22 protein-coding genes are annotated in these 23,285 nt (G+C 67.7%); 11 read left to right on the top strand and 11 right to left on the bottom strand.

Going from position 1 to position 23,285, the window contains the following annotated elements:
* Window positions 1–83: 83 nt before the first annotated feature.
* The gene (locus PMI02_RS11185; RefSeq protein WP_007682614.1) at window positions 84–1,214 is read right to left on the bottom strand and encodes a Gfo/Idh/MocA family protein; all 1,131 of its coding nucleotides are present in this window, start codon (window positions 1,212–1,214) and stop codon (window positions 84–86) included.
* Between the two features lie 281 nt (window positions 1,215–1,495).
* Here PMI02_RS11185 and PMI02_RS11180 point away from each other — a divergent pair, with 281 nt between their 5' ends.
* Together PMI02_RS11180 and PMI02_RS11175 are read left to right on the top strand one after the other, a co-directional pair.
* Window positions 1,496–3,328, top strand: a complete 1,833-nt coding sequence (locus tag PMI02_RS11180; protein ID WP_007682613.1) for a glycoside hydrolase family 15 protein — start codon at window positions 1,496–1,498, stop codon at window positions 3,326–3,328.
* A gap of 60 nt (window positions 3,329–3,388) precedes the next feature.
* Window positions 3,389–5,086, top strand: a complete 1,698-nt coding sequence (locus tag PMI02_RS11175) for a thiamine pyrophosphate-binding protein (protein WP_007682611.1) — start codon at window positions 3,389–3,391, stop codon at window positions 5,084–5,086.
* A 42-nt stretch (window positions 5,087–5,128) separates the two neighbouring features.
* On the opposite strand, the gene PMI02_RS11170 is transcribed toward PMI02_RS11175, so the two are convergent.
* The 5 genes from PMI02_RS11170 to PMI02_RS11150 form a co-directional block, all read right to left on the bottom strand.
* The gene (locus tag PMI02_RS11170) at window positions 5,129–5,926 is read right to left on the bottom strand and encodes a transporter (protein ID WP_007682609.1); all 798 of its coding nucleotides are present in this window, start codon (window positions 5,924–5,926) and stop codon (window positions 5,129–5,131) included.
* Window positions 5,914–6,513 carry an alpha-ketoglutarate-dependent dioxygenase AlkB gene (locus PMI02_RS11165; protein WP_007682607.1) on the bottom strand — a complete coding sequence of 200 codons (600 nt, stop codon included), beginning with the start codon at window positions 6,511–6,513 and terminating at the stop codon, window positions 5,914–5,916. The genes PMI02_RS11170 and PMI02_RS11165 overlap by 13 nt, the downstream gene beginning before the upstream one ends.
* Before the next feature lie 34 nt (window positions 6,514–6,547).
* Window positions 6,548–6,811 carry a DksA/TraR family C4-type zinc finger protein gene (locus tag PMI02_RS11160; protein WP_007682604.1) on the bottom strand — a complete coding sequence of 88 codons (264 nt, stop codon included), beginning with the start codon at window positions 6,809–6,811 and terminating at the stop codon, window positions 6,548–6,550.
* Between the two features lie 107 nt (window positions 6,812–6,918).
* The gene (locus PMI02_RS11155; protein WP_007682603.1) at window positions 6,919–7,098 is read right to left on the bottom strand and encodes a hypothetical protein; all 180 of its coding nucleotides are present in this window, start codon (window positions 7,096–7,098) and stop codon (window positions 6,919–6,921) included.
* A 10-nt stretch (window positions 7,099–7,108) separates the two neighbouring features.
* Window positions 7,109–7,618, bottom strand: coding sequence for a hemerythrin domain-containing protein (locus PMI02_RS11150; protein WP_007682600.1), 510 nt, complete (start codon window positions 7,616–7,618; stop codon window positions 7,109–7,111).
* A 171-nt stretch (window positions 7,619–7,789) separates the two neighbouring features.
* On the opposite strand from PMI02_RS11150, the gene PMI02_RS11145 reads away from it, so the two are divergent.
* Together PMI02_RS11145 and PMI02_RS11140 are read left to right on the top strand one after the other, a co-directional pair.
* On the top strand, window positions 7,790–7,969 hold the full coding sequence (locus tag PMI02_RS11145; protein ID WP_007682598.1) for a hypothetical protein: 180 nt from the start codon (window positions 7,790–7,792) through the stop codon (window positions 7,967–7,969).
* Window positions 7,970–8,161: 192 nt separating this feature from the next.
* Window positions 8,162–8,716 carry a hypothetical protein gene (locus PMI02_RS11140; protein WP_007682596.1) on the top strand — a complete coding sequence of 185 codons (555 nt, stop codon included), beginning with the start codon at window positions 8,162–8,164 and terminating at the stop codon, window positions 8,714–8,716.
* 26 nt (window positions 8,717–8,742) lie between these two features.
* Here PMI02_RS11140 and PMI02_RS11135 read toward each other — a convergent pair whose 3' ends face one another.
* A complete protein-coding gene (locus PMI02_RS11135) occupies window positions 8,743–9,978 on the bottom strand; it encodes a dipeptidase (RefSeq protein WP_007682594.1) in 1,236 nt (411 codons plus the stop codon).
* Window positions 9,975–10,667 carry a helix-turn-helix domain-containing protein gene (locus PMI02_RS11130; RefSeq protein WP_007682592.1) on the bottom strand — a complete coding sequence of 231 codons (693 nt, stop codon included), beginning with the start codon at window positions 10,665–10,667 and terminating at the stop codon, window positions 9,975–9,977. The genes PMI02_RS11135 and PMI02_RS11130 overlap by 4 nt, the downstream gene beginning before the upstream one ends.
* 129 nt (window positions 10,668–10,796) lie before the next feature.
* Here PMI02_RS11130 and PMI02_RS11125 point away from each other — a divergent pair, with 129 nt between their 5' ends.
* The 7 genes from PMI02_RS11125 (at window position 10,797) to PMI02_RS11095 (ending at window position 21,146) form a co-directional block, all read left to right on the top strand.
* Window positions 10,797–12,836 (top strand): serine hydrolase, encoded by a 2,040-nt coding sequence (locus PMI02_RS11125; protein ID WP_007682590.1) that lies wholly within the window; start codon window positions 10,797–10,799, stop codon window positions 12,834–12,836.
* Window positions 12,836–13,828, top strand: a complete 993-nt coding sequence (locus tag PMI02_RS11120) for a dipeptide epimerase (protein ID WP_007682588.1) — start codon at window positions 12,836–12,838, stop codon at window positions 13,826–13,828. The genes PMI02_RS11125 and PMI02_RS11120 overlap by 1 nt, the downstream gene beginning before the upstream one ends.
* Entirely contained in the window at window positions 13,825–15,096 is a 1,272-nt protein-coding gene (locus tag PMI02_RS11115; protein ID WP_007682586.1) for a peptide MFS transporter, read from the top strand. The genes PMI02_RS11120 and PMI02_RS11115 overlap by 4 nt, the downstream gene beginning before the upstream one ends.
* 95 nt (window positions 15,097–15,191) lie before the next feature.
* Complete coding sequence (locus PMI02_RS11110; RefSeq protein ID WP_007682584.1) at window positions 15,192–17,423, top strand: TonB-dependent receptor; 2,232 nt, start codon at window positions 15,192–15,194, stop codon at window positions 17,421–17,423.
* Window positions 17,424–17,426: 3 nt separating this feature from the next.
* Window positions 17,427–18,479 carry a DUF1611 domain-containing protein gene (locus PMI02_RS11105; protein ID WP_007682582.1) on the top strand — a complete coding sequence of 351 codons (1,053 nt, stop codon included), beginning with the start codon at window positions 17,427–17,429 and terminating at the stop codon, window positions 18,477–18,479.
* 1 nt (window position 18,480) lies between these two features.
* Window positions 18,481–19,578 (top strand): hypothetical protein, encoded by a 1,098-nt coding sequence (locus tag PMI02_RS11100; RefSeq protein ID WP_007682580.1) that lies wholly within the window; start codon window positions 18,481–18,483, stop codon window positions 19,576–19,578.
* On the top strand, window positions 19,578–21,146 hold the full coding sequence (locus PMI02_RS11095) for a serine hydrolase (RefSeq protein WP_007682578.1): 1,569 nt from the start codon (window positions 19,578–19,580) through the stop codon (window positions 21,144–21,146). The genes PMI02_RS11100 and PMI02_RS11095 overlap by 1 nt, the downstream gene beginning before the upstream one ends.
* 117 nt (window positions 21,147–21,263) lie before the next feature.
* Here the strand turns inward: PMI02_RS11095 and PMI02_RS11090 are convergent, their stop codons facing one another.
* The 3 genes from PMI02_RS11090 to PMI02_RS11080 form a co-directional block, all read right to left on the bottom strand.
* Window positions 21,264–21,824 carry a fasciclin domain-containing protein gene (locus PMI02_RS11090; protein ID WP_007682576.1) on the bottom strand — a complete coding sequence of 187 codons (561 nt, stop codon included), beginning with the start codon at window positions 21,822–21,824 and terminating at the stop codon, window positions 21,264–21,266.
* Window positions 21,825–21,908: 84 nt separating this feature from the next.
* Window positions 21,909–22,610, bottom strand: coding sequence for an anti-sigma factor domain-containing protein (locus tag PMI02_RS11085; RefSeq protein WP_007682574.1), 702 nt, complete (start codon window positions 22,608–22,610; stop codon window positions 21,909–21,911).
* On the bottom strand, window positions 22,603–23,166 hold the full coding sequence (locus PMI02_RS11080) for a sigma-70 family RNA polymerase sigma factor (RefSeq protein ID WP_007682572.1): 564 nt from the start codon (window positions 23,164–23,166) through the stop codon (window positions 22,603–22,605). The genes PMI02_RS11085 and PMI02_RS11080 overlap by 8 nt, the downstream gene beginning before the upstream one ends.
* Between the last annotated feature and the right edge of the window lie 119 nt (window positions 23,167–23,285).

Below are 23,285 nucleotides of genomic sequence, written 5' to 3'. Positions count from 1 at the left end.
GCGCATGTCGCGACCACCGCGCTGCGCCGCCAGCCTTTCATATCGCCTTTGACGGCGCAATCCGACGCGGACTGTCGTGCGAATCAGCGCGCGGGGGCCGACGTGTTCACAGGCTCGGGAATGTCGACCGGACGCAGGCGCTGCTCCTGCTCGTCCGGATCGATGCGGCGGGTGCGCGCGAGGCTCTCGACCTTGACCGGCCCGCCGAAGCGCAGCGCCTCGACGATCGCCTCGATCACCAGCAGGTCCGCCAGCCCCTCCTCGCCGTCCGGTTCGACGGTGCGCCCTTCTAGGATGCACTTCGAGAAGTACTGGAGTTCGCCGCCGAACTGGTCGGTCGCCTTGAACGTCTCATGCTCCTGCTTCTCGCCGATCGTCCGGTTCTGCTCGAGACCCGGACCGTAGCCGTAGGCCGGGCTCATGTGGATCGAGCCCTTCGTGCCCGCGATGACGAGGCTGTCTACGGAGTTGGTGACGTAACTCACGGTGAACTGCGCGAGCCGGTTTCCCGGCATGCGCAATGTCACGGCGAAGGTATCGTCAAGGTCGCCAAGTGCCGCTTCGGGATGGCGGATGCCCAGAGCGGAAACGACCTCCAGCGGCTCGGCACCGAACAGGAAGCGGATGGCGTTGATCGGATAAGGCGCCATGTCGAAGAGCGGTCCCGCCTCGATCCCGTGCAGCGCGCGGTGATTGGCAGGGTCGAGCATTTGCCCGAAGCAGGAGGTGAAGGCGACAAGGTCGCCCAGTTCGCCGGCGCGAATACGGCGGATCGCGTCGAGATTGGCGGGCTCGAAGTGCAGGCGGTAGGCGGTCATCAGCAGCGCACCGCCGCGCTCGGCCGCCGCGATCATCTCGCGGCACTTGGCGGACGTGACTTCCAGCGGCTTTTCGCAAAGGACGTGAATCCCCGCCTCCAGCGCGGGGATCGCGAACTCCGCATGCCTCCAATTCGGCGTGCCTAGGTAGATGGCGTCGATTTCGCCAGAGGCGATGAGCTTCGGGAAATCGTCATAGTCGTAGCGATGCTCGACGCCGTAGCGTTCACCAAGCGCGCCCAGCTTCTCGCGGTCGCTCGAGACCAACGCCGTGATCTGCGAATTGCCGGTGTGCTTTACGCCGGGCATAAGCGCTTCCTGCGATATGTCGCCCAGGCCGACGATGCCGTAACGCACCTTCCTGCCGCCCAGGCCAAGTGCCGAAGCGATGCTCATTCGCAATCTCCATGATTTTCAATGTGTGGGTTTTGCTCGAGGTAACCGGAGTGCGGCGTCGAAGGTTCCACCGGCGCGATCATTCTCCGGCACCATCAGCCCACGGCGACGAACAATTCGGCGCGGGCGTGAACCTTTTGGCGAGATATTGTTTAACTAGGGGAAAGCACCGGAGCGCCGGCCGCCTTCCCTGGCCCCCGCTTCCTCGCTGCATGTGGCCGCCCGCTTCTCGCTGTCGCCGCCCATCCACGCCGGTCGGAGAAGAATGTGATCACGTCATCATGCAGGCCCGCGCCCGGTCGGGCTCATTCCCTTTGAGCGGGCCCACACGGAAACGACCCCGCGCCGGTGAGCGCATCGACGGTCATCTTGCGCTGGAAGACTACGGCGCGATGGGCGAAGGGCGTTCAGTCGCCCTTTCCGGCGCGGATGGTTCGATCGACTGGTGGTGCGTGCCGAACATGGATTCGCCCCCGCTGTTCGACCGCCTTCTCGATGCCGGCCAGGGCGGCTGCTTTGCGCTGACGCCCGATGTCCCGTTTACCGTGGAACGCGTCTATCGGCCCGACAGCAACGTGCTGGAGACCACATTCACCACTACCGGCGGCCGCGCCCGCATCGTCGATTCCGCGAACAGCGGCCACGCCGGACGACTGCCCTGGGCGGAACTCGCGCGCCGGGTCGAGGGCCTCGAAGGCACCGTGCGCTTCGAGTTGACGATGAAGCCGGGGCGCCGCGGAGACACTGTCAATCCGTACCACTCGACCATCGGCGAGCACACCGTGTTCCACGTCGAGCGCGTGCTCGGGCTGTTCCTGCACACCGACGGCGTCCACGGCACCTGGGCCGACGAAGGCGTGACCGGGCACGTCACTGTGTCCGCCGGGGAGCGGCAGGTCGCGGCGATCGTCGCCGGCCGGGACGAGCCGCTGGTGGCTCCCTCGATCGACGAGATCGACGCCCGTATCGACACCTCCGACGACGAGTGGCGGACCTGGGCGCGGGGCGTCACGTACCGGGGCGCGGCGCGATCGGAGTTCATTCGCTCCGCCCTCGCCCTCAAGCTGCTGCTGTACTCGCCGTCCGGCGCCATCGCAGCCGCCGCCACGACCTCCCTGCCCGAGCGCATCGGCGGGGCGAAGAACTACGACTACCGCTACGCCTGGGTGCGCGATGCGGGCTACACCATAAAGGCTTTTCTCACCGCCGGGGCCGTTGCCGAGGCGAAGGCGGCGTTCACCTGGCTGCTCGAACAGCTTCGCGAGGGCGGCTTCCGGGTCTGCTATACTTTGGGCGGCGAGACGGTGCCCGAGGTGCGAGGCTGGGACATGCCCGGCTATCGCGGATCACGGCCCGTGGTCACCGGAAACGCCGCAACCGACCAGGTGCAGCACGGGGTATACGGCGACATCTTCGAAACCGCCTCCTGCTTCGTAAAGGGCGGCAACATCCTCGACAGTGCGAGCGCTGAACTGCTGTCGCATCTTGCCGACCAGTGCGCCGACGCCTGGCGCACGCCGGACGCGGGCATCTGGGAACTGGAGCAGCAGGAACACTACACCATGTCGAAGATCAGTTGCTGGCAGGCGCTGGCCCGCGCGGTGGAACTCGCCGACGGCGGCCAGTTGCCCACGACCTGCCGCGAACGCTGGTTTCGGGAACGTGACCGCATCGCCGCGTGGATCGAAGCGAACTGCTGGTCCGACGAGAAGCAGGCATTCGTCATGCACCCCGGCAGCGACCGCCTCGACGCCTCGCTCGCGCTTGCGGTGCGCTTCGGCTTCGACAGGGCTGAACGGTTGGAAAAGACGCTCGATGCCATCGACCGGGAACTGGGCGCTGGCCCGCTGCACTACCGCTACTCGGGCGCCGACGAGGAGGAAGGTTGTTTCCTCGCCTGCTCGTTCTGGATGGCGGAAGCCCGCGCGCTGATGGGCGACCGAAGCGGCGCTCAAAACCGGCTGGACGAGCTTACCGCCGCTCTCGACCGAGGCGTCGGCATCTACCCTGAGATGGTCGATCCCCGCTCGGGATCGTTCCTCGGCAACCTGCCTCAGGGCCTGACCCACCTGGCCCATATCGCCGCGCTTTCCGCGCTGGATCAGGCTCCGTGACGTTGGAGGGCAGCTCCTTCGCTGCACCAATTTCCCTTTTGCCCCGCAGGAGACCAAGCCATGTCCCTCACTGTCGCCGAACTTCTCGTCGCTACGCTCGATCAACTCGGCGCCCACCAGGTGTTCGGTGTCGTCGGGGATGCGCTCAACCCCTTCACCGATGCGATCCGGCGCCAGGACAAGGTGCGATGGATCGGCGTGCGACATGAAGAAGGCGCGGCGCTGGCCGCCGCAGGCCAGGCGAAGATCACCGGCCGCCTCGGCGTCTGCTGCGGGACCACCGGGCCGGGCGCCAACCACCTCGTCGCCGGGCTCTACGAAGCGCGCAAGGACCACGCTCCGGTGCTCGCGATTTCCGGCGGCGTCGCGTCGGCCAAGCGCGGCATCGACTACCTGCAGGAGGACGATCCCGTTGCCCTGTTCAACGACGTCAGCGTCTACAGCGAGATCATCGCCTCGCCCGACCAGGCGGCGGCTGTGATCCATCAGGCCATCGCGCAGGCTTACGGCGAGCGCGGCGTCGCACATATTTCGATCTCGCCGGACGTGTTTTCGGCGAAGGTGAGCGGCCCCGTCCCAAGCATCGCCACGTTGCGCCCGCGCCCACCCGTCGCCCCGACGCCCGAGGACATCGCCGCGCTGGCACAGATGATCGAGGAGGCGGAAACCGTCGCCGTCCTCTGCGGCTTCGGCTGCCAAGGCGCCGCCGCCGAACTCGCTGCGCTGTCTGACCGCCTGAAGGCACCGCTGGTCCACACCTATCGCGGCAAGGACATCATGCCCTACCACGATCCGCGCTGGATCGGCGGCATCGGACTTATCGGTGGCCGACCCGGCGTCGATGCGCTGGCCAAGGCCGACCTCATGCTCATGCTGGGGACGGACTATCCCTATTCGGAATTCCTGCCCGGCAAGACCCGCGTGGTGCAGGTCGATGAGCGGGCCTTCGCTCTGGGGCGCCGCACGCCGGTGGAACTGGGCATCGTCGGCTCGGTCCGCCCGGCGCTGCAGATGCTGCTCGATGCCCTGCCCCAGCGCGGCGACGCCAGCTTCCTCGACGCGGTGAACAAGGACCGCGCCGCCTGGGACACCATGCTCGACGAGAAGGCCGCGCTCGGCCGTTCCATCGATATCCTCCACCCGCAGGCCGTCGCCCGCACGATCAGCGACAAGGCTGCCGACGACGCAGTCTGGGTCACCGACACCGGCGAAGTCACGCTGTGGGCCGCCAACTGGCTGCGCCAGAGCGGGCGCCAGCAGATCACCGGCTCGTGCAACAACGCGGCCGTCGGCACCGGGATGGGCATTGCCAACGGCGTACAGGCGCTCGACCGCTCACGGCAGGTAATTCTTCATGCCGGCGACGGCGGCTTCACCATGCTGCTGGGCGAGTTCATGACCGCGGTGGAGCACAAGCTCGCGGTTAAGGTCGTCGTCTACGACAACAGCGGCTGGGGCCTCGTCCATCTCGAGATGGAGGGAGCGGGCGTGCCGCCCTCGCCCGGCTCGACGTTCCCCAACCTTGACTTTGCCGCCTTCGCCCGGGCCTGCGGCGCGAAGGGCTACAAGGCCGGCAAGCCCGGCGAGTTATCCGCTGCGGTCGATGCGTGGCTGGCGGAGCCCGGCCCGGCCATACTTCACGCGGTGGTCGACCCGGACGAGATCCCCACGATGCCCCACATCGACCCCGGCCAGGCCGCGCGCTTCGGCATCTCCAAGATCAAGCAGGCCATCAACGCCCTGACCGGCCGCGACTAGGGCCGCGGCGCATTCCGTTGACCGTCCCCCGCCGGGGGACGGTCAGAACCGCCGGGATATGCCGAAATAGACTTCCGCGTCAGGGGCATCGCGGTCCAGCCCGAGGTTTGCCCCGCCGTCGACCTGCAGATTATCGGCCAGTTGCCAGCCCACAGACAGCCCGGACAGGTGCGCGACGCCATGGCCCTGGGGATCGTGGTCGGCAGTGATCTGGTATTCGGCCGTCGCCGTCACCGACTCCCCGATTTTCACCGACGCTCCCACCGCTTCGCTGAAAGCGAGGTGGCGGCCGTTGCCATCCTCGTCGACTGCGGCATCGACCTGCGTGGTCGTGACGAGGCTCCACTTGTCGGAAAGCTCGTAGGACAGCGGCACGCGCAGTCCGGCGCCCCAGTCGCCCTCGCCGATCGGCTGCCGGCCCACGGGTAGCGACACATAGGGCATGACCGCGATCGACAGGCCGGAGCCGTCCGGGCTCATCAGGTTGCGCCGCAGGGCCAGCGCGATGTCCCCGGACCCGTGCCGCCGATCGACTTCGCCCGTTGCGCGGTCGCGCGTGCGCGACCAGCCGAAGCCGGCCCAGCCGAGCTGAACCTCGGCGTGCTCCGCCACGCCATAGCGGACGAGCAGTTCGGCGGTGTTGAAGATGTCCTCCCGCTCTTCCGAGTTGCGGTCCAGCGTCCAGTCGCCCGCACCCACCTCCACCGAAAATGTGCCTTGCGGGACCGTGCAGGCCGGCGTGGCGATACCGGGGCGGTCGGGGCAATATTCCCTCTCCTCGGCAACGGCCACGGTGGGCAACAGGGCGGCGCCGAGGACGGCGGCGATCAGGATGCGCACGGCGGCGTCCCGGCCAGGCTGCGGAACGTGATCGACCAACGAGGAACCGTCATTTCCACTATGCTGTGCTCCCATTGATGCCTGGCCTCTGCGGCCATGTGATAGATCGACCGAGGCTGCGCCTCGTGCGAAAAGCGGTCGAACCCGCCTTCGCGGCGACGGCGAAAGCGCAGCGTCGCCGCATGGCCGAGCGACAGCCCTACCACGTGTTCGAACACCGGGCGATCCTTGTGCCAGCCGATACCCGCGCCTGGGTCGTACCGGATCAGCAGCGCCTGTTCGAGGCAGCTTGCCGTCAATCCGGCGGCCTGCGCGGCGATATCGCGGATCGGCAGCAGCCAATCCGGCAGCGCTGCGACTTGCTCGAACTGGCCAAGGTCGAAATCGTAGCTCCACCCGAACGAGCACGTGAGACGCTTCCCCAGCCAGCCCTGGAACTGAAAAGGGGTGAGCTCGCACGCGTCGATCCGGGCGATGAGTTCGGCTTCCTGCCCGAGCGAAATCACGTCCTCCCGGCTGCCGAGGCCGGGCAGGGATCGACGCGGGTCATGGGGCAGGCCGCCGAAGAGGTCGGGGGCGGCATTCACGGGAAACCTGCTGGTGGCTGGAGGAGCGCCGCAATCAACGCAGCTGGCTGTCCTTGCTGCCGCGCCGGTTGATGGCGGAGTGGGCTATGTGCTTGTCGCGCAGCGACTGGCAAGCGACGCATGTACGCGCACCGGGGAGGGCGCGGCGGCGGGCTTCGGGGATGGTTTCGCCGCATTCCTCGCAGTCGGCCAGGCCCTCTCCCTTCGGCATGCGGGAGCGCGCGGCGATGACCGCATCCTTGAGGCTATCCTCGATCTGGTCCTGTACGGCGCTGTCAGGCGCCCAGCCGTTCGCCATGGTGAGTTCCTTCCTGCCTTTTAGATAGGAGCTGTGTGACCGAAATCATCGGGCAGCAAATCTATCCGGAAATTCCCCGGGACACGCCGTGCCCCGGGGAGCCATGCTCAGGCGCCTTTGGCGCGCTCGTCTTCCGGATAGTCCTCTGGCTTCACCGAACCGACCATCGGCCGATCCTCCAGCTTCTCGGGCTTTTGCCCGCTTTCGTCCTGGACGTGGGGATTCGTTGCATCGGGCCGCGCGTCGCCGAGCGGGCCGCGTGGATTTTCGGGATCGCTTCCTGGCATTTCATCCTCCTCAGACGGCGATAAGGTTGACCGCGGTGGGCTTTGCGTTGGGCAGGCCCGACGCCTTTGCCTGGGCCATCAGTTCCTCCTTGCGCGCAAGCATCCGGTCCCGCAGCGCGACGAGATCGACGTCGACTTTGCGGCACTGCGCGAACATGCCTTGCGACTGCATCTCCTCCTCATGGACGTGATGCTTGATCTCTTCGGAGAGCACCTTGACCTTGGCATCGAAGAAATCGTCTTCCGGCGAGCCGGCCTCGATGTCGTTGATCAGCACCTTTGCCCCGTCGTGCTCGACATAGGCTTCGTCGAGCATGTCGTCCTCGATCCTGCCGCGGAAGGCGGGATAGAAGATCTCCTCCTCGATGAGCGTATGGATTTTCAACTCGGTGCAGATTTCATGCGCAATGGATTTCTTCTTCGAGCTTGCGGAAGCAGCCTCGAACTTTTCGAACAGGTCTTCGACCTTGCGGTGGTCGGCCTTGAGCAGGGCAATCGCGTCGGTGTAGGATTCTGTCATGGAAGTCCTCCTTTGTGAGGAGAAAGGTTGCTGGACTGCAACTCGTTCCCGAAAGCACGGATGCGCGCCGACGTTTATTTCCGAATTGCATCCGGGGCGGAACCTAAACCCCGTTTCGCGCACTGTACCGGTGTCACGATCTGCAGTGGCAGACGTCATCAGGAGACGATCATGAGCATCAAGGGTGAAGCCAAGGAAGCAGCCGGGTTCGTCAAGGAAGAACTGAACGAACACGGCAAGTCGCCAGAAAGCCAGAAGAAGGCCCAGGAAGGCCGCGACCTGCGCAACGAGGGCCGCATCGAGGACGGCAAGCCGCCGAAGACGACCGAGCCCGGCACCGGCCAGAAGTAATCCTGCCTACCCCCGCTTCGGCGGGGGTAGCTGCATCTGGGGTGCGTCAAAGTGGGCTGGTGGCGCAGTCCCGGCTTTCCAAAAACCATATTCGTTGATCCGGCCTATGCGGGGATACCGCCCGCTGGCTTCGCAGAAAACAAGGACTAGGCCCTGACCGATATACCCGGATGGATCGCGCCGATCGCGACGATGCTCGCCGCGATGATGACGGCGGCCAACCTTGGGGCGCGCGTGACGGGCTGGGGCTTCGTAATCTTCACGGTAGGCTCGATAGCCTGGACGCTCGTCGGACTGACTTCGGGACAGACCAACCTCATCGCCTCGAACGCATTTCTCACGCTGGTGAATGTCGTCGGCATCTGGCGCTGGCTGGGCCGACAACGCACATACGAAGACGGGGGGCGATCCGCCCAGGAGGCAAGCCGGAAATCACGGGCGCCGACCCTGTTCACGGCCACCGGCGTCGCCGGGATGCCGGTCGCTCTCGGCGACGGCACGCGCTTGGGCAAGGCGGTCGAAGCGCTGATCGAATGTCGCTCCGGCGAAGTGAGCTACGTGGTTGTGGCTAGCAGCTCCGCGGCCGGCCTGGATGAGCAACTCCGCGCCGTGCCGGCGCGAACGATCGCATTCGGCTGCGACTTGCTGACGCTGGCCATCTCCCGCTCCGAATTCGACGATATCAACCCTCTCGAGGGAGGTGACTGGCCCGCTTCCGCCGATCCGCACAACGACGCGCAGTCATGAACCGGTTAAGTCCAATCCCGCCTGCCTCATGACGTCTTGCTGGCTTTCTCGGCCGCTTCCATGACGCGCAGGAGATTGCCGCCCGCCAGCTTCGCCACGTCGGCGTCGCTCCAGCCGCGGCGCATCAGTTCGACGAGCAGCGCGGGGTAGGTCGACACGTCCGCAAGGCCCTCCGGCAGCTGGCCTCCCACGCCGTCGAAATCCGAGCCGATGCCGACGTGATCGACGCCGGCAACCTTGGCAATGTGCTCGATGTGGTCGGCGACCTCACTGAGGGTGACGCGCGGCGCCGGGTGTGCCTTCAGCCATTCGGCATAATCTGCGGCGGCCTTCTCCGGTTGGCCAATGTCGAGCCCGCCGAACGGGGGCGCATTCAGCCGCGTCTTCTCCGCCGACGAGTCCGCCGCCCAGCGTCGATAGGCGTCCGAGACATAGGGCGTCGCATAGTTCACCATGACCACGCCGCCGTTCGCCTTGAGCAGCCGCAGCACGTCGTCGGATACGTTGCGCGGATGGTCGTTCACCGCCCGCGCGCTCGAGTGCGAGAAGATCACCGGCGCGCTTGACACCGCGATCGCATCGCGCATCACGCTTTCGCTCACGTGGGCAAGGTCGACCAGCATCCCCAGCCGATTGAGTTCGCGCACCACCTGCTTGCCGAATTCGGTGAGGCCGCCGTGCTTGGGATCGTCGGTGGCGGAATCGGCCCAGTCGATCGTGCGCGAATGGGTGAGCGTCAGGTAGCCCGCGCCCAGCGCCGCATAGGTGCGCAGGACCGAGAGACTGCCGTCGATCTGTCCGCCGCCCTCGACCCCGATCATCGAGGCGATGCGCCCCGAGGCATGGGCGCGCCGCACGTCGGCGGCGGTACGGGCAAGCACGAAGGCGTGCGGATAGCGCCCGACGATCGAGCGCACGAGGTCGATCTGCTCGAGCGTCTGGATCACCTGCTCGTCACCCGGCAGTTCGGGTGAGACCCAGACCGACCAGAACTGCCCGCCGACCATGCCCTTGCGCAGCCGATTGATGTCGGTGTTGTAGCGCCCGGGCGTGGCGGACAGGTCGGTTAGGTCGAGCGTCCAGCGCTTGTCGCCCTCGTTCTCGCGCAGGGTTTCGGGCCAGTCGTTGTGGCCGTCGATCAGCGGCGTGGCGCGCAGCACCCTGGCGACGCGCGCGGCGTAGTCGGGGGACGGTGCAGCGGCGATGGCGGGAGTGGCGACGACGATGGCGGAAAGCAGGACGAGAGCGGGCAGGCGGATCATCGGGCTCCTTTCGCGCGGCGGCGCGGGGCTGGCGGGGTGTCCTCGTTGGCGGGCGCCGCGTTCAGGCGCTGCTCCTCGTGGATGTGCAGCATCGCTTCCATCAGCGTATCGTCGGCGCTGGACATGACGCCGAGCACTTCCGCCTCCTCGCAGCCTTCGGCGGCGAGGTAGGCGTGGCCCATGCTGGAATCGATGTAGAGCGACTGCCCGGCTTCCAGAGTGACCGGATCGTAGAATTCGGTCTCGACCACGATGCTACCGCTCAGGACGTAGATAAACTCTTCGCCCGAGTGGCGCACGAGTTCGCCGAACTGCTCGGCCGATCGCGCGCGGATCTTGGTGACCACCGGGATCATCCGCTTCCGGCGCAGTTCGGTGCACAGGTAGTAGTAGTCGTAGTTCGCCGTCTCGACCCGCACCGAACTCGTGAGGTCGCCGAGGCTGCGGCGCGCGGTGACGGGCTGGGCCGTGTCCTCGCCCGGTTCGGCGAACAGCTCGGCCATGCGCAGGCCCAGCCGCTGCCCGAGCGACTGAAGCTTGTCGTAAGTCAGCGTCAGGCGGTCATGCTCGATCTTGGAGAGCGTGGAGACGGGGATGCCGCTGCGCTGGCTCATCTCCTTGAGGGTCCAGCCCTCCCTTGCGCGGAGGCCGCGCAGCAGTGCTCCCAAAGTCGGCGGCGAGGTCGGCACGCGGCATTCCTTTCAGCACCATTGACGAATTTTCCAATCAGGATAACATCGTCCTAATCAGAACACCTTTCCCCGACAGTATCGCCCCATTGCTCGGGGTGCAACAGGGGAGATGCGAAAGGACGGGCAATGGGGAACACGGGAACATTCTGGCGGCGACTTTCGAGGCGGTCCAAGGGCATAGCGGCAGCTGCGCTGCTCACCGCCGGCGGCATGGCCCTGGCCCAGGTGCCGACCGCGCCGTTGCCGGCAGAGCAGGCGCCCGCGGTGGCGACTCCGACCAAGCCCCTCGGCGCGCCCAGCGGCGCCCGTGACCTGACCGCCGCCGATCTCGATAGCTGGCTCGACGGCTACATGCCCTTCGCACTGCACAGCAACGACCTTGCAGGCGCCGTGGTGACCGTGGTGAAGGACGGCCAGGTCATCGCCGCGCGCGGCTACGGCTATGCCGACATGGCGAGGCGCAAGCCGGTGGACCCCGCGACGACGCTGTTCCGCCCCGGCTCGGTCTCCAAGCTGGTGACATGGACGGCGGTGATGCAGCAGGTCGAGGCCGGCAAGATCGACCTCGACGCCGACGTGAACACCTACCTCGATTTCAAGATCCCACCCCGCAATGGCAAGCCGGTGACGATGCGCCAGATCATGACGCATACCGCCGGGTTCGAGGAGGCGATGAAGGACCTCATCACCTACCGGCAGGACGGCGCGATCCCGATCGACGTCTACCTCAAGCGCTGGGTGCCGACGCGCATCTTCGATCCCGGCACGACCCCGGCCTATTCCAACTGGGCGACGACGCTGGCCGGCTACGTGGTCCAGCGCGTGTCGGGCATGCCGTTCGACGACTATGTCGAGGCGCGCATCTTCAAGCCGCTGGACATGAAGACCGCCAGCTTCCGCCAGCCGCTGCAGCCCGGCCTGCGCCCGCTCGCCGCGATCGGCTATCCGCGCGCCTCCCGGCCCGGCGACGCCTTCGAGGTGGTCGTCCCCGCCCCCGCCGGATCGCTCTCGGCCTCCGGGCTCGACATGGCGAAGTTCATGATCGCGCATCTCCAGAACGGCCGGGGCGTGCTGCGCCCCGAGACGGCGGCGATGTTGCACGACAGCCCGCTCGGCAAGGTCAACCCGGCCTCGCTGATCCCGCCGCTCAACCGCATGGAACTCGGCTTCTTCGAGACCAACATCAACGGCCGCCAGGTCATCGCGCACCTGGGCGATACCGAGAACTTCCACACCTCGCTGCACCTGTTCATGCGTGAGGGCGTAGGCTTCTACGTCTCGTTCAACAGCGCCGGCAAGGAAGGCGGCGCCCATCTCGTGCGCAGCCAGATGTTCCAGGACTTCGCCGACCGCTACTTCCCGAACGCCGGCCCGCGCGACGGCCGGGTCGATGCGAAGACCGCTGCCGAACACGCGAAGATGATGACTGGCCTATGGGACGCCAGCCGCCGCGGCCATTCGAACTTCGTCGACGTGCTCAACCTGTTCGGCCAGACCGAAGTGACTCTGGACGAGGACGGCGGCCTGCTGGTGCCCGCGCTCCATGGCCCGGGCGGCGCCCCGCAGAAGTGGGACGAAATCTCGCCCTTCGTCTGGCGCGCCCGCTTCGGGCATGATCGCCTCGCCGCGCAGGTGGTGGACGGCAAGGTCGTGCGCTGGAGCTTCGACATGATCTCGCCCTTCACCATGTACGACCGCGTTCCCGCCTCGCGCTCGTCGGCGTGGATCATGCCCGCCGTCTACGCCAGCCTTGCCGTGCTGCTGCTGACCTTCCTGTCGTGGCCGGTCGCCGCCTTCACCCGCTGGCGCTTCGCCGCAGCCCTCAAGGTCGAGGGCCGCGCCCGCGCCGCCTACCGCGCCACGCGCCTGATGGCGCTGCTGACACTAGCGACGATCGGCGGCTGGACCGGGCTGGTCATCGCGATGTTCTCGGACCTCGACATGCTCAGCAGCGGCAACGACTGGATGCTGTGGAGCCTGAAGGCGGCCGGCATCGTGGTGTTCTTCGGCACGGTCCTCATCGCCGGCTGGAACGCCTGGCTGACCTGGCGCGACGGCCGCCGCTGGCCCGCGAAGCTGTGGAGCGCACTGGTGCTGTTCTCGGCCCTCGTGGTGCTCTACGTGGCGCTGGCCTTCCACCTTCTGGCGCTATCGGTGAACTACTGATGCGCCTGACGGTCGAAACCGAGACGCTGCGACTGGCCGAGCCGTTCCGCATCTCCGGCTACGTCTTCGAGACGTCCGACGTACTCGTCGCAACGCTCGAGCACGGCGGCCACCGGGGGCGCGGCGAGGCATCGGGCGTCTACTACCTCGGCGACGATCTCGCCAACATGCGCGCCGCCATCGAGGCGGCGCGCCCCGCGATCGAGGCAGGTGTGAGCCGGGAAGAACTGCGCGCGGTCATGCCACCCGGCGGCGCGCGCAACGCAGTGGACGCAGCGCTGTGGGAACTGGAGGCAGCGCGCGCGGGTAGGCCGGTCTGGGCGCTCGCCGGAGTGCCCGAGCCCCGGCCGATCGTCACCACCTTCACCATCGGGGCCGACACTCCGGAGGTAATGGCGGCCAAGGCGATCAGCTATGGCGGAGCCCGCTCGATCAAGGTCAAGCTGACCGGGGAACTGGACCTCGACCTCGCCCGCGTCGCCGCGATCCGCGCCGCCCGGCCCGATGTCTGGCTGGGCGTCGACGGCAACCAGGGCTTCGCGCGCGCCGATCTCGAGGCCCTCGCGGCGGCGCTGGCCGAGCACCGCGTCGCCTTGCTCGAACAGCCGCTGCCGCGCGGGGCCGAGGCGGAGCTGGAAGGCTTCCGCTCGGCGGTGCCGATCGCAGGGGACGAAAGCCTCGTCTCGCTGGCGGACGTGCCCGGCGCGGTAGGGCGTTTCGACGTCGTCAACATCAAGCTCGACAAGTGCGGCGGGCTGACCGAGGGACTGCTGATGGCCGCCGCCGCGCGCGACCTGGGGCTGGGCGTGATGGTCGGCACCATGGTCGGCACCAGCCTCGCCACCGCGCCGGGCTTCGTGCTGGGACAGATCGCCGATCTCGTCGACCTCGACGGGCCGACATTCCTGGCGCAGGACCGTGCGCCGTCCGTGGTCTACGCCGACGGGACGCTGTTCTCGGGCCCTGAAGTCTGGGGATCGGGCGCGGCATGAGGGCTGACAGGGGCACCTGGTTCGGACAGCCCAAGGGTCTGACGGTCCTGTTCCTCACCAACATGTGGGAGCAGTTCTCCTACTACGGAATGCGCGCGCTGCTGGTCTACTACATGACCCGGCAGCTCATGCTCGGACAGGGCCACGCCTCGCTGGTCTACGGCACCTACACCGCCTGCGCCTACTTCACGCCGATCCTGGGCGGGGTGATCGCCGACCGCTTCCTCGGCAAGCGGCGGGCCATCGTCATCGGCGGCTCGATCATGGCGCTCGGTCACTTCATGATGACGTTCGAGCCGCTGTTCTACGTAGCGCTCGCCACGATCGCGGTGGGCAACGGACTGTTCCTGCCGAGCCTGCCGAGCCAGATCGACGACCTCTACGAACCCGGCGACCCGCGCGTGGGCTGGGCCTACAATGTCTATTACGTCGGCGTGAACATCGGCGGCTTCCTAGCGCCGCTGATCTGCGGGACGCTGGGCGAGGTCTACGGCTGGCACTGGGGTTTCGGCGCGGCGGGCATCGGCATGGTCGCGGGCCTCGCGATCTACCTGTGGGGACAGCGCCACCTGCCCGATCAGGCGCGCCATCCGCCGGTGGAGCGCCATGCCGCCCCGCGCGCCCGCTTCCCGCGCAATACCCTGCTGCTGCTCGTCGCCGTGGCGCTGGCGGTCACGGTGTTTCGCGGCGCCTACGAGCAGGTAGGCAATACCGTCGCGCTTTGGGCGGACGCGGGGGTGGACCGGCGCGCCGGGGCGGCCACCATCCCGATGACATGGTTCCAGTCGCTCAACCCGCTGCTGGTCATGCTGATGACGCCGCCGCTGCTCGCCTGGTGGCGCCGCCGCGCCGAGGCGGGACGGATCGAGCGACCCGCGCGCAAGATGGCGCTCGGCGCGCTGGTGGTCGCCGGGGCCTACCTGCTGCTGGCGGCGCTGGAAGCGGCGGGCACGCCCACGCATTGGCTGTGGCTGGCGCTGTTCTTCGCGATCCTGACCTTCGGCGAACTGTTCATCCTGCCCACCGGCCTCGGCCTCTTCGCGCGCCTCGCGCCGGAGGGCCTGGGCGCCACCACCGTCGCGGCCTGGTATCTGGCGACGTTCGCCGGGAGCCTATTCGCCGGGCTCGTCGGCACCTTGTGGAGCGGCATGACGCACTCCGCCTACTTCCTGCTGCTCGCCGCGATCGCCGGTACCGCAGCGCTGCTACTGCGGCTGATCGACATCTACGCAGGCACGATCGGACACGCCGCGCGCGAATCCGATTGACATTTTTCTGATTGAGACAATAATTTTCACATTAAGATCGATCCAGCGCCGTCCGGGTGGTCAGGATCGTACAGTTCCATAGGGGGGACACACCAATGAGAACATTCCGGCTCGCCTTGTCGATCTCGGCCAGCATGGCTGCGCTGCTCGCCGCCACCAACGCCCGCGCGGACGACGATGCTCCCGAGGGCGCCCGTCCCGCCGAGGAGATCGTGGTCACGGCGCAGAAGCGCGAACAGGCGCTGCTCGACGTTCCCCAGTCGGTCTCGGTCGTCAGCGGCGACACGCTGGAGCGCAACCAGGCGATCACCTTCCAGGACTACCTGAAGCTGATCCCCGGCCTGCAGGTCTCGCAGAGCAACCCGGGCGAAGCGCGCGTGGTGCTGCGCGGCATCAACACCGGCGGCGTCTCCGCCACGGTCGCCACCTATATCGACGAGACGCCGTTCGGATCGTCCAGCGGCCTCGTCAACTCGGGCATCCTCTCGGGCGAGCTGGACACTTTCGACGTCGCCCGCCTGGAGGTTCTGCGCGGGCCTCAGGGCACGCTCTACGGCGCCAGCTCGCTGGGCGGCGTGATCAAGTTCGTCACCAACGAGCCGAGCACCGACGGTTTCGAGATGCGCGCGCGCGGCAGCGCCGAGACGGCCAAGGGCGGCAAGGAATCCTACATGGGCTCCGCGCTGGTCAACGTGCCGCTGTCGGACAGCCTGGCCGTCCGCGCCTCGGGCTTCTACCGCAGCTACGGCGGCTTCATCGATTCGATCGGCACGGGCGGCTCGGACGTCCAGAAGAACATCAACGACAGCAAGAGTTACGGCGGCCGCATCTCCGCGCAGTTCAAGCCGAGCGAGGCGTTCTCGGTCCGGCTGACGGCGGTGCTCCAGAACCTGAACACCGATGCCTCCACCCTGGTCGACGCGGACCCGCAGACGCTGAAGCCGCTCTACGGCACCCTCAGCCAGTCGCAGTTCGTCCCCGAGTACACGAACATCGCCTACCGCCTGTACAACGGCACGATCAGCGCCGACCTGGGCTTTGCGCAGCTGCTCTCGTCGACCAGCTACAGCACGCTCAAGCAGCACCTGCGCGACGACAACACCGTGCTCTACGGCTCGCTGCTGGGCCTCTACGATCCCGAGACCGGCACCGCGTTCGGCGACATCGGCCTGCCGCAGGACACCAACGTCGAGCGCGTGACGCAGGAACTGCGCCTCTCTTCCAACGGCGAGAGCATGTTCGACTGGATGGTCGGCGGCTACTACACGCACGAGAAGGGCGCGATCCTGCAGGTGCTGGAGGCCTACGACCACGGCACCACGACGCCGATCGCCGGCTTCCCGCTGCTCGCCGACATCTTCCTGCGCTCGAAGTACGAGGAATTCGCGGGCTTCGCCAACGGCACGCTTCACTTCGGCGAGCAGTTCGACCTGACCTTCGGCGGCCGCTACAGCCACAACTCGCAGAGCGCGTCGCAGGGCGGCACCGGCCTGCTGGCGCCTGAGGCACTCGAGGCGAAATCCTCGGAGAACGTGTTCACCTGGTCGGTCGCGCCCAAGTTCAAGCTCAATGAGCATACCGCGATCTACGCCCGCGCCGCCAAGGGCTTCCGGCCCGGCGGCCCCAACCTGCTGCCGCCCGGTGCGCCTCCGGGAACGCCCTCCACTTACGATTCGGACTCGCTCATCAGCTACGAGATCGGCGTGAAGGCCGAGACCGCCGACCGCAGCTTCGCGATCGACGTCGCCGCCTTCCACATCGACTGGAAGGACGTGCAGCTCTACGCCGTCGTCAACGACTACGGCGTCAACACCAATGGCGGCTCGGCCAAGAGCGACGGCGTGGAATTCACCGCGACGATGCGCCCGGATGCAGGCCTTACCGTCTCGCTCAACGGCGCCTATACCGACGCGCACCTCTCCGACGACACCGATCCGATCACGGTTGGCGGACGCAAGGGCGAAGCCCTGCCCTTCGTGCCCAAGTGGACCGTCGCGCTCAACGGCGACTACGAATGGTCCGTGGGCAGCGACGCCACCGCCTTCGTGGGCGGCTCGATCCGCCTGCTCGGCAAGCAGAGCGGCAACTACAACCCGGCCTACCTCGCCACCTTCGACCGCCAGATCACGATACCGAGCTACGAAGTGATCGACCTTCGCGCAGGTGTCGATTTCGGGCGCTTCTCGGTCGAACTCTATGCCAAGAACCTTGCCGATGTGCAGGGCCTCACCAGCGCGGACTACAGCGGCGGCCTCCCGAACGGGGCGGCGGGTGTCGGCGTGATCCGGCCGCGCACCTTCGGCGTCACGCTCGGAGCGGGGTTCTGAGCCATGTCACTCGCGGCTGAAGTGGATACGACGGGGCCGCGCGCGGGAGGCCATGCGCTGCCCGCGCCGTACCTGCTGTTTCTCGGCGACACGGTCGAGGCGGGCTTCGCCAAGACCGCATTCGGCCTGCGGGACTGGGCGGGCGATCGCTGCATCGGCGAACATGCCCTGCCCGCCGCGCAGGTTTCCACCGGGCTGCCGCGCCTCACCCCTGCCGAGGCCGCCGCGCGCGGAGCCAAGGCACTGGTCATCGGCGTCGCCAACCAGGGCGGCGTCATCCCGCCCTCGTGGCTACCCGCGCTGGTCGAAGCGCTCGAAGCGGGGCTCGACATCGTGGCGGGCATGCACGCGCGCCTTGCCGACATTCCGGTGCTGCGGGACACCGCCACGCGGCTTGGCCGCAGCCTGATCGACCTGCGCGTGCCGCCTCCTGGCCTGCCCATCGCCAGCGGGCACAAGCGCTCCGGTCGCCGGCTGCTGACCGTCGGCACCGACTGCGCGCTCGGCAAGAAGTATACCGCGCTCGCCATCGCGAGAGGCCTTGCCGCGCGCGGTATCGACGCGACCTTCCGGGCCAGCGGCCAGACCGGCATCATGATCGCCGGTTCCGGCATCGCCATCGACGCGGTCGTCGCCGACTTCGCCGCCGGGGCCGCCGAACTGCTCAGCCCCGACGCGGCGCCCGATCATCTCGACGTGATCGAGGGCCAGGGCTCGCTGTTCCACCCCGCCTATGCGCCGGTGTCGCTGGCGCTGCTTCACGGCAGCCAGCCGGACCTCTTCGTCGTCTGCCACCAGCCGGGCCGCACCGCGATCCTGGGCCATGCGCATTATCCGGTCCCCTCGATCGAAGCGGTGATCGAGCAGACGGTCATGGTGGGCAAGCTGACCAACCCCGCCATCCGCTGCGCCGGGATCAGCCTCAACACCGGCGGCATGACGGACGAGGAAGCCGACGCGTTCATCGCCGAGACCGCCGCCCGCCTCGGCCTGCCTGCCGCCGATCCGATCCGGGGCGGGCCTGCGTTCGAACAACTCCTCGACGCCTGCCTCTGAAATGGGGCTCGCCGCCGACCGCTTCCGCCGCCTGCTGCTGCCGGGCCTCGCGTTCAAGGCGGTGGTCATCGGCGGCGGCTACGCGACCGGGCGCGAGATCGCGGAGTTCTTCCTGCCCGCCGGACCCTGGGGCGGGCTCGCGGCGATGGTGCTGGCGACGGCGATCTGGTCGCTTGTCGCCGCCGCGACCTTCCGCTTCGCCCACGCGATCGGCGCGCGCGACTACCGGCATTTCTTCAAGGCACTGCTGGGTCGGGGCTGGGTCCTGTTCGAGGTCGCCTACGGCCTGTTCGTGATCATCATCCTCGCCGTGTTCGGCGCGGCGGCGGGAGCGATCGCGGAGGCCACCCTGGGCGTGCCCGCATTGCTCGGAACCTGCGCGCTGATGCTGGGTATCGTCGGCTGCGTGGCCTTCGGCAATGCCGGGGTCGAGCGGGTGTTCCTGTGGGTCTCGGTGCTGCTCTACGCCACTTATGCCGCGTTCCTATACCTCTCGGTGTCGGCCATGGGAGAGCGCATTTCCGCCGCTTTCGCCGCCGCACCGGCTCCGAGCGGCGACTGGGCGCTCGGCGGGATAACGTACGCCGGGTACAACATCGTCGGCGCCGTCATCGTCCTGCCCGTGACGCGCCACTTCCGCAGCGGGCGCGACGCCGTCGCCGCGGGACTGCTCGCCGGACCGCTGGCGATGGCGCCTGCGCTGCTGTTCTTCGCCGGAATGACCGCCTTCCTGCCCGAGATCGCCGGCTCCGTGCTGCCCTCGGACTACATTCTCTCGCGCCTCGGCCACCCGGCGTTCCACCTCCTGTTCCAGGCGATGATCTTCGCCGCCCTGCTGGAGAGCGGCACCGGCGCGGTCCACGCAATCAACGAGCGTATCGCCCGCACCGGCATCACCCTGACTCGCCCACGCCGGGCCGGAGCCGCCCTGCTGCTGCTCGCGCCCTGCATGCTGATCGCCGACCACATCGGCCTCGTGAGCCTGATCGCCTCGGGCTACCGCGTCCTCGCCTGGACGCTGATCGCCATCTACGTCGTACCGCTGCTGGCGGTGGTGCTGCTGCGCCGCCGCCCCCTCCCTGTTCCGGAGATGCCCTGATGAGACTGCACGCGCTGCTCGCCCTGCCCATCCTCGCCCTCGCCGCGCCCGCGCTGGCCGCCCCGCCCGCCGACCTCGACGCGCGGATCGAGCAGTTGCGCGAGGCCTCGGGCACCCCGGGCATGGCCGTCGCCATCGTCGAGCAGGGCAAGATCGTGGTCGCGAAAGGCTACGGCGTGCGCAAGCTGGGCGCGCCGGAAAAGGTCGATGCCGACACGCTGTTCATGATCGCCTCCACCGGCAAGGCGTTCACCACCGCCGCGCTCGCCACGCTGGTCGATGCCGGCAGGATCGGCTGGGACGACAAGGTGATCGACCACTTGCCCACCTTCCAGATGTACGATCCGTGGGTCACGCGCGAGATCACGGTGCGCGACCTGCTGGTCCACCGCAGCGGGCTGGGGCTCGGCGCGGGCGACATGCTGATGGTCCCGCGCGGCAAGCTTTCGCGCGCCGAGACGATCGCGCGGCTGCGCTACATCAAGCCCGCGACCAGCTTCCGCAGCGGCTATGCCTACGACAACATCCTCTACACGGTGGCGGGCGCGTTGATCGAGCAGGTGAGCGGGCAGTCCTGGGAGGGTTACATGCGCGACCATGTCTTCGCGCCTGCCGGCCTGCCCAACGCCACGGCCGAAAAGGAACGGCAGCTTACCACCCCCGACCGCGCGCAGCCCCATGCCCGCTACGGCGGCGCGGTGCGCGGGACAGGGCCGATGAAGCTCCTCGACGAGCGTGACCGGCTGGGCCAGGCGGGAGCGCCCGCCGGCCTGATCGCCGCCAGCGCCTCCGACCTCGCGCGCTGGCTGCAGATCCAGCTGGCCCATGGCGCCTTGCCCGAAGGAAAGGGCCGCCTGTTCAGCGAGGCCGCGAGCAGGGAGATGTGGGCACCGGTCACCCCAATGCCGATCAGCCCCATGCCCGCCCCGGTCGAAGGTGCTACGCCGGGCTTCGACGCCTATGCGCTGGGCTGGGAAGTGCGCGACTACAAGGGCTCGAAGATCATCTGGCACGCGGGCGGGCTGTTCGGCTTCACCACCGTCGTCGTGATGATCCCCGAGCGCGACGTCGGCTTCGCCATCACCATCAACAGCGAGGAGATCGAGCCCCGCTACGGGCTGATGTACGAGCTGATCGACCATTACCTCGGGCTGCCCAGGCAGGACTGGCCCTCGAAGTTCGGCGAATATCGCCGCTCGCGCATTGCGGCGGCCGAAGCGACGGTGAAGCAGCAGGCGGCCGCGCCCGCGAAGATCGGCCCCTCGCTGCCCCGCGCCCGCTATGCGGGCAGCTACACCGACCCGTGGTATGGCACTCTGAAGGTCGGATCGGACGCAAAGGGCCTGACAGTGGACTTCACCACGACGCCGGGCATGACAGGGCGGCTGACCCACTACCAGTACGACACTTTCGTCGCCAAGTTCGACGATGCGGGGATCGAGCCGGCCTACCTCACCTTCGGCCTCGATGCCGACGGCAAGGTCGCGCGGATCACCGCCAAGCCGGTTTCGCCGATCGCTGACTTCAGCTTCGACTACCAAGACCTGCTGTTCACCCCGGCACCGTAGGGGTGATGCCGCGGGCCACGGGAGCGGTTGTGCCTGCCGGCGCCGGAGGGTGGGGATGGAGGCGCCGGCAGACACGGCTCGGCGCGCCCATGGGGGAAGCGCGCCGGCCATTCAGCGTCAGGGCATCAACACGCCGTCGATGACATGGATCACCCCGTTCGACTGATTGACGTCGGCAATGGTGATTTTTGCCTTGCCGCCCTTGGCGTCGACGACCCACCAGCTACCGCCGGGGCCCTTGGTGACGGTCAACTGCTCGCCCTGGACGGTTGTGAGCATGGCCTTGCCCTTATGCATGCCCGCGTTCTTGGCCAGCATCGCGGCGCTCATCTTGCCCGGCACGACGTGGTACGTCAGGATCGAGGTCAGCTGCGCCTTGTTTTCAGGCTTGAGGAGCGTGTCGACAGTGCCGGCGGGGAGCTTGGCAAAGGCGGCGTTGGTCGGCGCGAAGACTGTGAAAGGCCCCGGTCCAGATAGTGTCTCCACAAGCCCGGCGGCTTTCACGGCGGCGACGAGCGTGGTGTGATCCTTCGAATTCATCGCGTTTTCGACGATGGTCTTGGTCGGATACATCTCTGCTCCGCCCACCATCGGCAAGTGCTGCACGGCCGCGACGGCTCCGGTGGCGAGCAGTGCCGAGCCAGCGACGATTATACCAATCTTCTTGAAGTTGCGCATCTGGGCTTCCTTCTCCGACGATCCCGAACTGCGGGATTCAAGCGAAGCTACGAAGCGCTTCCTGCGTCGGATGCACCGGGAGCATCAGATCGCCGAAATTTTTCCTGCCGCGATCGGCGCACTGCTCGGCGCGTCATGAGGGGCGCCGTCGCGAGGCTCGAGCGTAATCGCCAGCGTCACGCCATCCTGCAGCAGGGCCCGGTTGGCGGCGGAGATCGCGACCGTGCTGCTGCCCCCGCTCGCCACGAGGCCGAGCGACCGCGGCACGCCGTCCGCGGGGATCACCCAGAGTTCGGGCGCCAAGCGGCTTTCCGGCAGGCGTACTGCGCGGATCCGCAGGACGCCGCCCGCGGGATCGTAGTTGACCGCCAGAAGCGCCGGAGCTTCCTCGGTCCCGAGCTGAGCGACAGCGACCTGCTCGGGCGGCCGCACGATCTCAACCGGTGCCGGCGGGGGCCGAAGCAGGATGACGGTGGCCAGCGAAGCGGCCAGTGCGCTGCTGGCGACCGCGCCGATGCGCCAGAGCCTCAGTGCCCGCCGGATGCGGCTGTGATCGGGCGCCGCGAGACGGCGCTGGATCGCCGGCCACAGCGCGGGCGCCGGGCTCTCCGCGAACCCCGCGTAGAGCGGCTCGAAACGCGTGTTCCAGTCGTTCACCGCGGCTGCGAAGGCCGGATCGGACAAGCGCAGCCGCATAGCGGCGGCCCGCTCCTCGCCTACGAGAACACCAAGCGCAAGTTCGCCTGCCAGGGCGTCGCGCTCTTCGGCGGACATCGGGTCAGCCATCGCCCAGGCACCCCCTCAACTGGATCAACCCGCGCCGCACCCAGCTCTTGAGCGTACCCAGCGGAACTGTCATCGCATCGGCGAGCTGGGCGTAGGTCAGCCCGTCGTAGAAGGCGGAGCGTATCGCGGTGCGGGGGCGGTCGTCGAGTTCTTCGAGGCAGTCGAAAATGCGGGCGCTTTGCTGCTGCGCCTCGATCATTTCGGGCGCGAGGGGGCTGGGATCGGCGACCGCAGCCGCCGCGCTGGCGGGAAGATGGGCCACCATGTTGGCCCGGTGCCAGTCGATGGCGGTGTTGCGCGCGATCGCGCAGAGCCAGGTGATCGGGCTTGCCCGCTGCGCGTCGAACCGGCCTGCGCGATGCCAAATCTTTACGTAAACCTGTTGCAACACATCCTCGGCCGCTTCACGATCCTGGCAGATACGGAGGCATACGCCGAAAAGCTTCGCCGAGGTGGAATCGTAGACTTCGCGAAGCGCCGCCTGGTCGCCGTCTGCAACCGCCGCCAGCGCGGTCGATAGCCGCTCCCTTTGCTGTGTTGGCCGCGTGTCCTGCATCGGGGGATCAGCCTAGGGATGGTTGCAGGAGATGTCAGCAGACATTCGACTAACACGGCGGAGCGGAGATAGAGTGGGCGCCCGAGCGATCCGCTGCTCACGGTCCCCGGCGTCGGGGC

This window comes from Novosphingobium sp. AP12 (genome assembly GCF_000281975.1).
Lineage (GTDB): Bacteria > Pseudomonadota > Alphaproteobacteria > Sphingomonadales > Sphingomonadaceae > Novosphingobium.
This window is presented reverse-complemented; position numbering and strand designations above follow the sequence as displayed.

Bases quoted from the DNA above. Each gene is read 5' to 3' on its own strand.
- PMI02_RS11185 (WP_007682614.1), bottom strand. From the start codon at position 1,214: ATGAGCATCGCTTCGGCACTTGGCCTGGGCGGCAGGAAGGTGCGTTAC.
- PMI02_RS11180 (WP_007682613.1), top strand. From the start codon at position 1,496: ATGCAGGCCCGCGCCCGGTCGGGCTCATTCCCTTTGAGCGGGCCCACA.
- PMI02_RS11175 (WP_007682611.1), top strand. From the start codon at position 3,389: ATGTCCCTCACTGTCGCCGAACTTCTCGTCGCTACGCTCGATCAACTC.
- PMI02_RS11160 (WP_007682604.1), bottom strand. From the start codon at position 6,811: ATGGCGAACGGCTGGGCGCCTGACAGCGCCGTACAGGACCAGATCGAG.
- PMI02_RS11155 (WP_007682603.1), bottom strand. From the start codon at position 7,098: ATGCCAGGAAGCGATCCCGAAAATCCACGCGGCCCGCTCGGCGACGCG.
- PMI02_RS11150 (WP_007682600.1), bottom strand. From the start codon at position 7,618: ATGACAGAATCCTACACCGACGCGATTGCCCTGCTCAAGGCCGACCAC.
- PMI02_RS11145 (WP_007682598.1), top strand. From the start codon at position 7,790: ATGAGCATCAAGGGTGAAGCCAAGGAAGCAGCCGGGTTCGTCAAGGAA.
- PMI02_RS11140 (WP_007682596.1), top strand. From the start codon at position 8,162: ATGCTCGCCGCGATGATGACGGCGGCCAACCTTGGGGCGCGCGTGACG.
- PMI02_RS11135 (WP_007682594.1), bottom strand. From the start codon at position 9,978: ATGATCCGCCTGCCCGCTCTCGTCCTGCTTTCCGCCATCGTCGTCGCC.
- PMI02_RS11125 (WP_007682590.1), top strand. From the start codon at position 10,797: ATGGGGAACACGGGAACATTCTGGCGGCGACTTTCGAGGCGGTCCAAG.
- PMI02_RS11120 (WP_007682588.1), top strand. From the start codon at position 12,836: ATGCGCCTGACGGTCGAAACCGAGACGCTGCGACTGGCCGAGCCGTTC.
- PMI02_RS11115 (WP_007682586.1), top strand. From the start codon at position 13,825: ATGAGGGCTGACAGGGGCACCTGGTTCGGACAGCCCAAGGGTCTGACG.
- PMI02_RS11110 (WP_007682584.1), top strand. From the start codon at position 15,192: ATGAGAACATTCCGGCTCGCCTTGTCGATCTCGGCCAGCATGGCTGCG.
- PMI02_RS11105 (WP_007682582.1), top strand. From the start codon at position 17,427: ATGTCACTCGCGGCTGAAGTGGATACGACGGGGCCGCGCGCGGGAGGC.
- PMI02_RS11100 (WP_007682580.1), top strand. From the start codon at position 18,481: ATGGGGCTCGCCGCCGACCGCTTCCGCCGCCTGCTGCTGCCGGGCCTC.
- PMI02_RS11095 (WP_007682578.1), top strand. From the start codon at position 19,578: ATGAGACTGCACGCGCTGCTCGCCCTGCCCATCCTCGCCCTCGCCGCG.
- PMI02_RS11090 (WP_007682576.1), bottom strand. From the start codon at position 21,824: ATGCGCAACTTCAAGAAGATTGGTATAATCGTCGCTGGCTCGGCACTG.
- PMI02_RS11085 (WP_007682574.1), bottom strand. From the start codon at position 22,610: ATGGCTGACCCGATGTCCGCCGAAGAGCGCGACGCCCTGGCAGGCGAA.
- PMI02_RS11080 (WP_007682572.1), bottom strand. From the start codon at position 23,166: ATGCAGGACACGCGGCCAACACAGCAAAGGGAGCGGCTATCGACCGCG.